General features: G+C 59.4%; 15 protein-coding genes and 1 tRNA gene. 8 read left to right on the top strand and 8 right to left on the bottom strand.

All coding sequences use genetic code 11. From position 1 onward, the window contains the following. Positions 1-493: 493 nt before the first annotated feature. Both ACGVJ8_RS05180 and ACGVJ8_RS05175 read right to left on the bottom strand, forming a co-directional pair. On the bottom strand, positions 494-916 hold the full coding sequence (locus ACGVJ8_RS05180) for a hypothetical protein (RefSeq protein WP_392346041.1): 423 nt from the start codon (positions 914-916) through the stop codon (positions 494-496). Continuing rightward, entirely contained in the window at positions 913-1,149 is a 237-nt protein-coding gene (locus tag ACGVJ8_RS05175) for a hypothetical protein (protein ID WP_392346039.1), read from the bottom strand. The genes ACGVJ8_RS05180 and ACGVJ8_RS05175 overlap by 4 nt, the downstream gene beginning before the upstream one ends. A 250-nt stretch (positions 1,150-1,399) precedes the next feature. Here ACGVJ8_RS05175 and ACGVJ8_RS05170 point away from each other — a divergent pair, with 250 nt between their 5' ends. Then, entirely contained in the window at positions 1,400-1,615 is a 216-nt protein-coding gene (locus ACGVJ8_RS05170) for a hypothetical protein (protein ID WP_392346037.1), read from the top strand. A gap of 408 nt (positions 1,616-2,023) precedes the next feature. Here the strand turns inward: ACGVJ8_RS05170 and ACGVJ8_RS05165 are convergent. Together ACGVJ8_RS05165 and nrdJ are read right to left on the bottom strand one after the other, a co-directional pair. After that, a tRNA-Ser gene (locus ACGVJ8_RS05165) sits at positions 2,024-2,111 on the bottom strand. A gap of 58 nt (positions 2,112-2,169) precedes the next feature. Continuing rightward, positions 2,170-4,500 (bottom strand): ribonucleoside-triphosphate reductase, adenosylcobalamin-dependent, encoded by a 2,331-nt coding sequence (nrdJ, locus tag ACGVJ8_RS05160; protein ID WP_392346035.1) that lies wholly within the window; start codon positions 4,498-4,500, stop codon positions 2,170-2,172. Positions 4,501-4,623: 123 nt separating this feature from the next. Between nrdJ and ACGVJ8_RS05155 the strand changes: the two genes are divergently transcribed. The 4 genes from ACGVJ8_RS05155 to ACGVJ8_RS05140 all read left to right on the top strand — a co-directional run bounded on the left by ACGVJ8_RS05155 (position 4,624) and on the right by ACGVJ8_RS05140 (position 7,979). Further along, positions 4,624-5,298 carry a class I SAM-dependent methyltransferase gene (locus ACGVJ8_RS05155; protein ID WP_392346033.1) on the top strand — a complete coding sequence of 225 codons (675 nt, stop codon included), beginning with the start codon at positions 4,624-4,626 and terminating at the stop codon, positions 5,296-5,298. A 6-nt stretch (positions 5,299-5,304) separates the two neighbouring features. After that, entirely contained in the window at positions 5,305-6,951 is a 1,647-nt protein-coding gene (locus tag ACGVJ8_RS05150; RefSeq protein ID WP_392346032.1) for a peptide chain release factor 3, read from the top strand. Positions 6,952-7,020: 69 nt separating this feature from the next. After that, positions 7,021-7,242, top strand: a complete 222-nt coding sequence (locus ACGVJ8_RS05145; RefSeq protein WP_115162081.1) for a hypothetical protein — start codon at positions 7,021-7,023, stop codon at positions 7,240-7,242. A 41-nt stretch (positions 7,243-7,283) separates the two neighbouring features. After that, complete coding sequence (locus tag ACGVJ8_RS05140; protein ID WP_392346030.1) at positions 7,284-7,979, top strand: CPP1-like family protein; 696 nt, start codon at positions 7,284-7,286, stop codon at positions 7,977-7,979. Between the two features lie 3 nt (positions 7,980-7,982). Here ACGVJ8_RS05140 and hslO read toward each other — a convergent pair whose 3' ends face one another. Beyond that, positions 7,983-8,900: an Hsp33 family molecular chaperone HslO gene (gene hslO, locus ACGVJ8_RS05135; RefSeq protein ID WP_392346029.1), complete on the bottom strand. Its 918-nt coding sequence runs from the start codon at positions 8,898-8,900 to the stop codon at positions 7,983-7,985. Between the two features lie 14 nt (positions 8,901-8,914). Then, positions 8,915-9,553 carry an ABC transporter ATP-binding protein gene (locus ACGVJ8_RS05130; protein WP_392346027.1) on the bottom strand — a complete coding sequence of 213 codons (639 nt, stop codon included), beginning with the start codon at positions 9,551-9,553 and terminating at the stop codon, positions 8,915-8,917. 41 nt (positions 9,554-9,594) lie between these two features. Between ACGVJ8_RS05130 and ACGVJ8_RS05125 the strand changes: the two genes are divergently transcribed. Then, complete coding sequence (locus ACGVJ8_RS05125; RefSeq protein ID WP_392346025.1) at positions 9,595-10,044, top strand: DUF3531 family protein; 450 nt, start codon at positions 9,595-9,597, stop codon at positions 10,042-10,044. Further along, the gene (locus tag ACGVJ8_RS05120; protein WP_392346023.1) at positions 10,004-10,768 is read left to right on the top strand and encodes a 16S rRNA (uracil(1498)-N(3))-methyltransferase; all 765 of its coding nucleotides are present in this window, start codon (positions 10,004-10,006) and stop codon (positions 10,766-10,768) included. Before ACGVJ8_RS05125 ends, ACGVJ8_RS05120 begins: the two co-directional genes overlap by 41 nt. Here the strand turns inward: ACGVJ8_RS05120 and ACGVJ8_RS05115 are convergent. Continuing rightward, a complete protein-coding gene (locus ACGVJ8_RS05115) occupies positions 10,758-11,165 on the bottom strand; it encodes a hypothetical protein (RefSeq protein WP_392346021.1) in 408 nt (135 codons plus the stop codon). The two genes, ACGVJ8_RS05120 and ACGVJ8_RS05115, sit on opposite strands and share 11 nt — an antisense overlap. An 86-nt stretch (positions 11,166-11,251) precedes the next feature. On the opposite strand from ACGVJ8_RS05115, the gene ACGVJ8_RS05110 reads away from it, so the two are divergent. Next, positions 11,252-11,971, top strand: a complete 720-nt coding sequence (locus ACGVJ8_RS05110; RefSeq protein ID WP_392346019.1) for a DUF92 domain-containing protein — start codon at positions 11,252-11,254, stop codon at positions 11,969-11,971. 65 nt (positions 11,972-12,036) lie between these two features. Here ACGVJ8_RS05110 and ACGVJ8_RS05105 read toward each other — a convergent pair. Continuing rightward, a partial coding sequence (locus ACGVJ8_RS05105) for a hypothetical protein (protein ID WP_392346018.1) occupies positions 12,037-12,220 on the bottom strand: 184 nt, incomplete at its 5' end.

Here is a 12,220-nt window from a genome sequence, read left to right as displayed (position 1 = left end):
GGTGTTGATCGGACTGATCATCGACTTCGGCTTGATCGGTAATGGCCGCGGTGCAGTTCGTCGTTGAAGGTCATCTCCGTGGATAACTGCGCCATCTGTCAGCTGCATCTCGACCCCACAGCGCGAGAGCGTTATGAGATTCAGCCTTCTAAACTCTGGATCTTGCGCCATCATCCCGACCCAGCACCCCTCCCTGGTTGGCTTCTGTTGGATTCACTGAGGCACTTTTCCGGCTCCGTGGATTTCACGGTGGTCGAGGCCTCTGGTTGGGGGGCACTGTCCGCTATGTTGATGACCTAGTGAAACAGATCACCGGGTGCGAGCGCGTGTATACGATTGCCTTTGGTGAGGAGGCCTAACGTCTTCATCTCACCCGCGCCATTTGGATGAACCGGCCTCCAGGGCCTGGGCGGTTGTCGATTTATACTGGGCGATGGATCGTGGAGATCGATCCGCTGCTGTGGCCTCGACGGTTCACGCTGTCGAGCGTTGATCAGCGCTCAGGGTTGAAGCGTTTGCGCGTCTTGGTGCTGTTAGCGCCTTGCTTGAGGTTGCCCAAGGGCCAGCCGAGGTGCATGAGATGGCTCACCGTGTTCGGCGATGCGGTGAAGCAGTTCTCGCTGTAGCTGCTGGCAATTCCGATCTCTTTGAGGGTGAGCAGCAGCAACCTCTGTTCCCGGCGCGTACCCCTCCGGCTCGCAATCAGCACGAAATCGCGTTCACGAAGCTGCTCGTTGATGGCATCGATGTTGCTGGAATATCCAAGGGAGAGGGTCTGATCAATGGCGCGATAGGCGGTATAGATCCTTCCTTCAGGGTTGTTCTCAAGGGTTTGAATCCGTTCACTCAGGGCAATCACGGTGTCCATCACTGGTGCCTGAAGCGCTTGTTCGATCTGTTCAAGCTGCACGATCACAACTCTCCCACGGCCAGACGTTCATCACAGGCACCCTCGTAGGCGCGGATGGCTGCGTTGGGTATGGAGCCATTGCTCTTGAGTTGGCGCACCGATAGCTCCACGCACTGGAGTACAATGCTAGTGAGCTCATGGCCTTCGCACAGGGCCCAGCTGCGAAGCAGCACATGAAGGCTCGGCGGAACGGAGACCGTGAGCTTGACCTGGGTCCCGCGGGTTAAGCTTTTGATCATGGCCCGTCTGCTGCCGGAGCATCTCTAAGGTAATCCAGCAGCTACCAGAAAGCAACTGCTGGGTTGCTTTCTGGTAGCTGCTGGAAGGGTGCTTGGCGGCGTTTCTGGGCCCAGCTGCGAGCTGGATCAGCGGGCTTTGTTGAAGGCCTATTGCGCTTCATTGAGTCGGAGCATGCAAGATGTGCTCCGTGATTTCGCATTGATGCAAATCTAGAAACAACGCTTTTGTTGCCGCCTTGTGTGTTCATTGATGGAAAAGACTGGGATCGAGCAAGACCCCAGGGTCATCAAGCCTTGTTTTGGTTATGCCTGTTATTACTGCCGCCATGCAGGAGCCTGCGCGGCTGGTGACACCGATCTGCTTTATATCCCCCGTCAAGAAATACGTGAACTGGTTGCTAAGGAAGCGGCCTATATCTTCGACTTCGACGGCAGCAGCATCGAGACACCGACCCAAGCGGGCTGATCGTGTTTCCACGCGCCAATAACCTCGTCTTTTGATGCATGGGTCTTCAATTCCAGAGTTCGACCTAGGTCGTCGAGACGGGAATCACTTCGAGTCTTGGGTGCAGTTTGTGGATGTCGAAAAATCCGAGCACAACCCCTTTAAAAATTTGGACGGTTCGGCTCATAATGGCTTCTCCAAGTTGCTAACCGGGCTTGGAAGCCGGACAGAGCGATGTCCGACGCGTTGGTGTTTGAGTCTTGCTTCGGCAGGGGGCAAATCCGTTTCTTTCTTAAGAAACGGATTTGCCCGTCCACGTATCGACGTGGTCGAATCGCTCCGGTGATGCATCACCGTCGGCCACACAACATTTTCTAATTCATTGGAAGACGAACGATTATCGTGATTGTCGTTCTAGGTTGTTCAAAACGGAGAGGGTGGGATTCGAACCCACGGTGCCCGGTAAAGACACGCTGGTTTTCAAGACCAGAGCCATAAACCACTCGACCACCTCTCCAGAGGGTGTCAGGTGCCCCGCAGGACACCCAATAACTGTATCTGGGCGTGATCCCAGCTCAGTTTTCCGGCTTGGCCAGAGGCAGCAGACACTTGTCGGAATCACAACCAGCGGGGCCGGCTTCCGTTAGCTCACCCTGGTCGTAACGCTGCAGTGCTTCGAAGAAATCACTGCTGACGCGACGCTTCACCACAGCGGATTGCAGCTCCTCATAGGTAGCTGCATCGATCGGCTCGAAGGGCAGACGGGGGAAGGTAGCATTGGCATCGAACCGGGCCAGCAGGGCTGCTGAGATGTAGCCCTCGCCCTTCTCCATAGCTTGATGCAGAGCATCGGCCAACGGTTCGATTTCGTGCTCACGGAATTCGATGGTGGCCGAGGTGTTGTGGGCGGTGTAGTGCCGCTGCACCTGCATGTAGAAATCGAATTGCGCCATAGCACTGAAGCCATTGATGTCGACGGCATCAGCACCAGGCAGGTTGGCCCAGCTCACCTCGGTGGGAATCTCCACCAGCCATTCGGTGCAACGGGGATCAAAGGGTTCATTCAGCAGACGGCCTTCCTCATCCTTATCGGATTGGGAGGGAACGATGCTGTAGCCGTAGTCCATGCAGGCCATGGCCACGGGGTCGTTCTTGCGGAAGGTGATCCGGCGGATGAAGCGTTGGGCTTTGGGGGGATGCCAACCGGGGGCAGCACCGGTGAGCAGGCTCTTGGTGCCTGCAGGTTGGACAGTTGTGCAGCGGTTGGGGCGACGCAGACCATGGCGGTCGCAATAGTCCCAGACCGTTTGATTGACGATCTCTTTCCACCGGCTCAGGTAAGCGGCTTCCTGCTCTTTGAAGCGCAGACCCTCCTTGGTTTCAGGCCGGCCGGCTTCCCACCAACGCAGCCAATCCGTGCCGAAGGCATGCACGAAGAAGTCGAACAAACCGGTGAAGCTGACGCCCACGATCGGATCCCACTCACGGCTCTGGCGGTAGCGCTCAATCTCGAAACGGTGGTTGAGCAAGCATGCAACCGACAGGGCACATGCACGGAAAGCATCGGCCTGGCCCTCCTCGTCACTGGGGTCGATCTGGTTGAGGTGCACCTCGGCCAGATTGCAGTGGAAGTCAGCACCCAGGATCTCGCCGCAGGGATTCAATCCGTAACGGCTGAGGCGGTGCTCCAGCTCGTTATCGCCGATGGGGCCATGGTTGTCGGATAACCAACGACCCGCTTCCTCTCGACCCTGGTCGCAGTAGATCGCAATGAATTCCGTGCGCAGTTCAGGGGTGGTGAGCAGATCGGCATTGGAGCGAGCGATCGCTTCGGGAGCGAACTGAATCGCACCTTCACCGGAGTGGAACTGCTTAGTCACCGCTGCGTGCACAATGTCCTTGCTGGGACGGGTGTGATAAACGCGGGTGTGGTTGGCCATCCGCAGCGCATCACGCTCGGGATCGATCCTCCAGTTGCCCTCCTCGTCTTGCTGCCAGAGGTTGTCTTTGGATGACGCAGCGGCCTGGTCGTCCGCGGCGAATTGGCGCATGCCGGCGCTGCGACGGATGTTTCCGGCCACGATCGTGACGGCGGCTTCGTCAATTAGCAGGCAGCACTCCACAGAAGTGAGCCGACGGCCCTGGGCCTTGTTCAGCAGCCGAGCAACGCGCCCGTAGAGATCCTTCAGCTTGACGGGGTTGGCCATGCCGCCGAAACCCTTCAGCGTTTCCCCGACGGGCCGCACATCGCTGAGGTCCACCTCGATCTGAATGGGACCGCCGTTGAACCGTGCATCGCTGCTGAGCTCGAGCATCAGCTGGTAGCTGTCCACCCAGCCACGGCGGGTATCGCCCACCTTGATGGTCACCTTGTTGCCATCAATGCTGTGAGTGCAGTCGTCCTGGCGCTCAGGCGCCGGAGTGACGCCGATTTCGCTGACGCTGAGGACTTCAAAGCTATTGCGCACCACCGGAAGCCGGTCGATCAGGTGCGGCTCGACGATGGCGCCGGTGCCGCAGCCCATCATCGCCAGGTCCATCATCAGACCGAAGGCCTGCCAATCCACCAGGTTAGTGGACGTGCAGTTGTAGGAGCCCGAGAAGTTTTCGGGCTGTTTGATCCAGCGGGTGCCACCGATCCAGAGCCAGCGTCCGGAGGGAAGGGCTTTTTTCTCAGCCTGCATGCGAGCCAGCAGGGCCACTTCCGCATCCTTGAGGTTGCCCAGCTGACGCAGGCCTTCCAGGTTTCGCGCACCCACTTGACTCCAGCTTTCACGGCCGCTGGGGGTTTTGCGGCTGTAGGTACGATAGAAGACCGGGTTGGCAGCAGGAGCGGTTGCGGGGAAGTTGTCGAACCCAGCGACAGCTCCCGCAGAGGTCTCCACACGATTTGAAGTGAGGGTCACGTGCGGTGCTGGGGCGAAGGACAAGTATCGAAACCCTAACGCTACAGATGGGGGTAGTAAGGCCTGTTTACCACCATCAACAGTGTCCCGTTCAAACTGAGCTCCAAATCGGCAGCATTAACGATGCAGCGGCGGCTGGAGCCTGAGTTGATGAACGGCGATGCACAGGTGCAGGCCTATGCCGCTGCCGACTTCAGCTCCGGAGATCAAGCCACCATCGAGGCGATCCAGCAGCTCCTCTTCTCTACATCACCTTTGCCATCCGATCCACTGGTGGTGGACCTGGGTTGTGGCCCGGGAAACATCACCCTTCGGCTGGCCGGACTCTTCCCCAAGTCTCGAATCATCGGCATTGACGGTGCCGAATCGATGCTGGCTGTGGCCCGGGAGCGAGCGCAGCAGCAGCAGGAGATGTCATTCCTCTGTCAGAACCTTCAGGAAGTTCTTCGAGGTCCTCTGCTTGGGCAGGCCGATCTGATCGTCAGCAACAGCCTTTTGCATCACCTGCACCAACCCGATCTGCTCTGGACGGTCACCAGAGGCTTGGCAGCACCGGGGTGTCGCGCCTTGCATCGGGATCTGCGGCGTCCGTCCTCCGACGCCGAGATTCAACAGCTGCTGCTCAAACACCTGCCATCGGCGCCAGAAGTGTTGCAGCACGACTTCGCTGCCTCGTTGGCGGCGGCCTTTGAACCTCAGGAGGTGACTGCAGAGCTCCACAGACTTGGTCTCAACCAGTTGACGGTGTCGGCGGAGGACGACCGTTATCTGGTGGTGTCAGGCTTGGTGAAGTCCTGAAATCCGATGAGCGGCAGTCAAGCGACCACTGATGGTGATCTGGCCCAGGTTTTGGCCTCGGCGGTGGATCGCCGTCGCAACTTTGCGATCATTTCTCACCCCGACGCGGGAAAAACGACACTCACCGAGAAGTTGCTGCTCTACGGGGGTGCCATTCAGCAGGCCGGTGCGGTGAAAGCCCGGGGTGAGCAGCGCAAGGTGACCTCCGACTGGATGGAGCTTGAAAAGCAGCGGGGGATTTCGATCACCTCAACGGTGCTGCAGTTCGATTACGACGCCACCACGATCAATCTCTTGGACACGCCAGGTCACCAGGATTTTTCCGAAGACACCTATCGAACGCTGGCAGCTGCGGACAACGCCGTGATGCTGGAGGACTCCGCCAAGGGTTTGGAGCCTCAGACCCGGAAGCTGTTCGAGGTCTGCCGCATGCGCCAGATCCCGATTTTCACCTTCATCAACAAGATGGACCGCCCGGGGCGAGAACCGCTCACCCTGCTCGATGAAATCGAGTCGGAGCTCGGCCTCACCCCCTGGGCTGTGAACTGGCCGATTGGCAGTGGAGAGCAATTCCGTGGCGTGATCGACCGCAGCAGCAAAGAGGTGGTTCTGTTCAGCCGTGCTGAACGCGGCAAGCAGGCCAGTGAGCAACGCCTCTCCCTGGACGACCCTGCCCTGCGCGAGTTGGTGGAAGAGGAACTCCTGGATCTGGCCGTTGAAGAAATGGAGTTTCTGGAGGCGGCTGGCGCCGAGCTGGATATCGAGATGGTCCATGCCGGTGAGCTCACCCCGGTGTTCTTCGGCTCAGCCATGACCAACTTCGGGGTCCGTCCGTTCCTCGATGCCTTCCTTGAGATGGCGCAACGACCGATCGCCCGATCCAGCAGCGAAGGTCTGGTGGACCCGTTGCGTGAAGGGTTCAGCGGCTTCGTGTTCAAGCTTCAGGCCAACATGGACCCCAGGCACCGCGACCGGGTGGCCTTCGTCCGCGTCTGCAGCGGCCGTTTCGAAAAAGACATGACGGTGAAGCATGCCCGCACCGGCAAAGCGATCCGTCTCTCACGTCCTCAAAAGCTGTTCGGTCAGGACCGAGCCGTGGTGGAAGACGCCTATCCGGGTGATGTGATCGGTCTCAATAATCCCGGCATGTTTTCCATTGGCGACACTCTTTATGTGGGTTCGAAAGTGGAATACGAAGGCATTCCCTGCTTTAGCCCGGAGATTTTCAGTTGGCTGCACAACCCCAACCCTTCAGCCTTCAAAAACTTCCGAAAAGGGGTGAATGAGCTGCGGGAAGAGGGGGCTGTACAGATCCTCTACGACACCGATGAGAGCAAGCGGGATCCAATTCTGGCGGCCGTTGGACAACTCCAACTTGAGGTGGTGCAGCACCGGCTTGAAAATGAATACGGCGTTGAAACCCGCCTTGAGCCTATGGGTTTTCATGTTGCCCGTTGGATCAGCGGTGGCTGGGCCGAACTTGAGAAGGTCGGGCGGATCTTCAATTGCAAGACCGTGCGTGATGCCTGGAATCGGCCTGTGCTGCTGTTCAAAAATGAGTGGAATCACAATCAGCTCCTGGAAGACCACCCCGAGCTTGAACTCAGCAGTGTTGCCCCGGTGGTGAGTGGAGTTGAGCCGATCAGTCTTTGAGCAGGGCGGATCTCTTCATCCACACCTCTTCGGCTCTCTCGCCAGAATCGTGCCGCGCCTCCAACTTCCGTGAGTACGTTCTGGCTGTTGAGGAACAACGCTGACGGCGGTACCGAATATGTGTGTTTTCGTGGTGATGACGAATCAGTGGAAATGCTGGAGGGCTATCACCTTCCTCCGCAGATGCCGTTGATCAAACGTCGCTCTTGGATGAACCGGGTGGATGCCCTCAGCTGCCGTAGCCGGCTTGAGCGGAGCGAAGGTTTTCGTCACGGTGCGCCCCTCTTCTGAACCGACCCCGATACGCTCATCAAACGAACCCGATCGACGCAATGGCAGCCCTGGGTGAATCTGGTCCCGATGCAAACGCGGATGATCCATTTGCCCGTCTCGGGCTGAGCCGTGATGCGGGCTTTGATCAGGTTCAGGCGGCCAAGGCACGATGTCTCGCCGAGGTTTCCGGTGATGATCAGGCCCGAGCGAAGGTTGAAGCGGCCTACGACGCCGTCTTGATGGCCCGCCTGCGTGACCGTCAACAGGGTCAGGTGAGTGCTGCTGCAGCGACGGCGTCGGAGCGGGAGGCAATGGCGGGATCGATGCCTTCTCCGCCTGCTCAGGCACCGATGGGCAATGTGTTGGCGAATCTCCGCAACAGGCTGCCCGATCCGTCCCAATCCCTCTCCGGTCTCAAGCCCAACTGGGCCCTGGTGGACGGGCAGGGGCGTTCCGCGCGCATCATTGCCGGGATCATCGGCGTTACTCTGTTGCTGATCTCGGCCGGCAGCATTCAGTTGGTGCTGGCTTTGGCAACAATCGGCGTTTTTCTGAGTCAGGTTCGCCGTGGTCGTCGTCCACTGGCATCCCTGGGCTGGACGTTGCTGGTGCTCAGTGCGGGCTTGGTGGCGGGCTCATTGCTGAATCTGGCGCTTTCCCCCACTGCTGTTGAGCAGCTGGCTCTCAGTCCTTTGCAGATCCAAGCCTTACCTGCCGCTCTGGTGCTCTGGGCTGCAGCTCTGTTCCTGGCGTGAACTTCAGGCCGCCCACGATAGGCTCTCAATGAGGTCCTGCAGCTCCGCAGCACTCAAGTCATAGCGGTTGTTGCAGAAGTGGCAGGTCAGTTCCGCACCACCATCTTTGTCATGCATGTCAGTGAGTTCGTCCCTGCCCAGCAGTAGCAGGGCTGCCTTGCTGCGTTCACGGCTGCAAGGACAGAAAAAACGAAGCTCCTGACTGGCCTCGGCGTCGTCGAGGGGTTTGGGATCAAGGTCGGGGAAGACGTCCCGAAGCAGATCTTCCAGCTGGTCTCCACTTGCAGCCAGCCGCTGACTGAATCCAGTGATCTCGCGGCAACGCTGTTCAATCAGCTCCACCAGGGCGGGCTCTTCCGCCGCTTTGGGAAGGATTTGAACCAATAGGCCACCGCTGGCGTGGATGCCGGCGCTGTTCACCTGCTCCCCCACAAACACAGCTGAAGGGGTTTGTTCGGAGTGGAGCAGATAGGAGGCAACGTCCTCACCAATGCCTCCGCTGACGAGCTCAACGGTGCTGTTGAAGGGCTCGCCTTTGCCGTCGTCACGCATCACGTGGAGGTAACCGGTGCCGGCGGCCTCCTTGAAGTTGAAGCTGAAATGCCCAGCTTCATCCTGAATCGGATCGAGTTCGAGGGCCGGCTCGCCGACGTAGCCACGAACGGTTCCATTGCGACCTGCATCCACCATCAAACCCTTGATCGGTCCGTCGGAGCCGAGGCGCAGATTCACCCGGCCGTGGCGCACCTTCATCGAACTGGCGAGCATCAGTCCCGCCGCCATGGCCCGTCCGAGCATCACGCTGGTCAGGAATGAAAGCCCATGGCGCTCCCTCGCCTCACACACAATGTTAGTTGTCGATACCGCCACCAACCGGATGCCGCCTGCAGCGGCTGTTGCGCGAACCATCCGGTCGGCCATGTCCCCTCGGAAGCTCAGGGCAATGTAGTCATCGATTCGAGCCGCCCGCTTTGCAAACGCAGGCGATCGCAGTCCCAGTCCTGAAACAGTTCGGGTTCATGAGTGACCACGATCAACACCTGTTCATGGGCCAGGCCGGCGAGCAGATCCAGCACGTCGCGTCGCACCGACCAATCCAACCCTGCGGTGGGTTCATCCAGGAGGAGCACTTCAGCCCCGCGGAGCATTTGCACCGCTAGGGCAAGCCGCCGTTGCTGCCCGCCGCTCAGCCGTTCTGGCGCCGTTGTGGAGGCGATGTTGTTGAGGCCAACACGTTCGAGCACGCTCTGTTCGCGCTCATGACCGAGCCGCCGATGGCCCAGCCGCAGTTCCTGAGCCACGCTCAGCCCGAGAAAATGGCGCTCGGGAAACTGGAAGACGATGCCGCAAAGCCAGCGCAGCTGCCGTCGTTTCATCACGCTGCCATTCCAGCGGATGCTGCCGGATATGGCTGACGCCAAACCGCTGATGATTTCCAGCAGCGATGTCTTTCCGGATCCACTGGCGCCAGCGATTAGCAGCTGCCGTCCCTTCTGCGCGTGAAAACCAACGCCGTCGAGGATGGGGGCACCAGCCGTCGCAGGTGCATAGGTGATTCCTGAGAGATCGAGCATGCGATCAGCTTGAACGATGATGAAGGTGTCGCGATGGCCCTATGGACATTCGTTTTCGTGAAATCGATCCCTTCAATTGCTGGTTATGGATCCGTTTCTCGGAACCTCCCAGCCAAGGAGAGCGGAATTACGTGGATGGTGTGTTCGACAGCTGGTACGTGATCGGGCGTTTGGGCGGCTTTAACGCAGAAAACCTGCAGGTTCATGATGCAGGCTCCGATCTCAGTTGGATGGCCTACGACGACGATGGGGCGGAGTCGGCGATGCCCGCCCTGATGCACAACATGGGGCAGCTCGAATACCAGAACGATTGGGGACGGTGCTGGGTGGATCTCGGTACGTCGGATGGTGTCGCCATCGATGTCTTGATCAATGCCCTGCGTCAACTGGATTCCGACGTGGTTCAGATCGAAGAGCTGGTCGTCGGTGGGGTCAATGAAAATTGGCCGGTTGAAGACCATCCCGACAGCGTTTTCCCTGCCGGTGGCTGAACGCCGGCGTTTGCTCCTGTCGCCGGATCGCCTGGAGCAGGGTGGATCGGTTCTGCTCAACACCGGCGAGCAGCACTACCTGAGGAGGGTGTTGCGTTTGCGCTGTGGCGAGCAGGTGGATGTGATCGATGGTTGCGGCCGCCTCACGCTCGCAACCCTGGTGGAACCGCAGTTGCTTGCGCTTGACAGGTCAGCGCAAAAAAATGAACCCTTGGCACAACCTCAGCTGGGCCTGGCCGTGGCCTTGATGCGGCGGGGGATGGATGAGGTGGTCCGAATGGCCTGTGAGCTCGGTATTGATCGGATTCAGCCCCTGCGCTGCGATCGCTGTGTTCCCCAGGCCGACCATCGACCGGAGCGATGGGCGACAACTATTCGAGAGGCGGTGGAGCAGTGCGAGCGGTTGTGGATGCCGCAGCTGCATCAGGTGAACGGTTTATCCGAATGGATCGGGGAGTTGGAGGGTCTTCGTCTGGTGGGGGTCACCCGCGAGACGGCAGCTCCATCATTGGATCAATGTTTGCGCCAACAGGGCGATCCCCTTCAGCCCACTTGGTTGGTGATCGGTCCTGAGGGGGGATGGACCTCAGCAGAGCAGAGCCTCTTTGCCGAAGCAGGGATTCGGCCTGTGCGGATGGGGGCAACCATCCTGCGCAGTTCAACAGCTGCAGTGGCAGGCGCGGTTGAACTGGTGCGTTGGCGCGATGGGCTGATCAGCTCTTGAACAGATCCTGAGCGATGCCCCGGAAGGATTTCAGAGCTGCTCCAGGCCGACGGCTGCGCTGGCGCAGTCCGCCACCAGGCATCAGGTTGCTGGGTGCAAAGGTGGAATAAGTCAAGGCCGGGCGGGCTGCCTCTGCTGCAGCCAGTTCAGCGGCGATGGCTTCTGCAGTGGTGAGTGAGGCTGCGGGCTGAGAGCTGGATTCAGCTTTGGCTTCGGCAACGGTCTCTGTGACTGAAGGCTCGGCAACCACTGAGGGCTGGGAGGCTGTGACGACAGCTTCCTCGGCCGGCGCTTCTTCTTCAGATTCAGGGGCTTCTTGTTGAGGCAGCTCGAGGGTGGCCGGAGCGGCGACGTCATCCAGGGTGAGGAAAAAGCCCTTGTTGCTGTTGAACACCATCCGGTCGACCAGAGAACGAACGCACCCGATTCTCCCTCTGCGGTGGCCGCAGGCAGGAGATGCTTAGGGCACTGCAACACGGTGTGATGTCCGCACTTTGGATTCAGGCCCTGGTGGTGAACACGGTTTTGATTTCCCTGGCGCAGCGGACAACCGTGCTCACCCGCAGTGGTTGGGTCCATGCGGCTGCGTTGGGCACGATCCTTTGGGGTTGTCTGGGTTGGTCGGGCTGGTTGGCCGTGGTCGCCTACCTCTGCCTGGGAAGTCTGGTCACCAAGATCGGCTTTCAGAACAAGCAAAGCCGGGGTCTTGCCGAAGCCCGCGGTGGTCAGCGCGGCCCAGAAAACGTCTGGGGTTCCGCTGCTGTTGGGGCCTTCCTGGCACTGCTCATCGGTGCCGGTGTCGAGCCCCATGAACTGTTGTTGGTTGGCTTTGCTGCAAGTTTCGCCGCCAAGTTGGCCGACACCTTCGGCAGTGAGATCGGCAAGCGTTTCGGTCGCACCACGGTGTTGATCACCAGCCTTCGTGGGGTCCCACCAGGCACCGAGGGGGCCATCAGCCTTGAGGGAACCCTGGCCAGTGCCGCCGGCAGCATCGCGATGACTCTGGTGATGCTGGCCCTGCAGCTGGTTCCCTCATGGCCTATGGCGAGGCTGGTAATGTTGGTTGGTCTGGTGGCAACCCTCGGCGAAAGTCTGCTCGGTACTTTGGTGCAGGATCGCGTAGCCTGGTTGGGCAATGAGCTGGTCAATGCTTTCCAAACCCTGTTTGCCGCAGTTTTGGCGATGCTACTGATGGCGATCTGATCAGTTACTTTGGATTGGTATCAACAGCATCGCGGCGGGCCCATTTCCACAGTAGGTGAAGGCCCTCATTGAGATGAAGGCGCAGGGATGAGCGGCTGCAATTCAAAGCCTGAGCCAGTTCCTTGAGGCTCTAGCCCTCGATCAAAGTGGGCTAGCAGCACCGTGCCGGCCATGCCCTCCACCTGGTGCAGCACGCTCTTCAGCCAGTCCAGGTGTTCATAGAAGCTTGTTGGCTCCCCATGGCTGGCA

Origin of the sequence: Parasynechococcus sp. (genome assembly GCF_042954245.1) — a bacterium.
Classification (GTDB): Bacteria; Cyanobacteriota; Cyanobacteriia; order PCC-6307; family Cyanobiaceae; genus Parasynechococcus.
The sequence above is the reverse complement of the archived record's forward strand: the minus strand, read 5'-3'. Positions and strand labels throughout refer to the sequence as shown.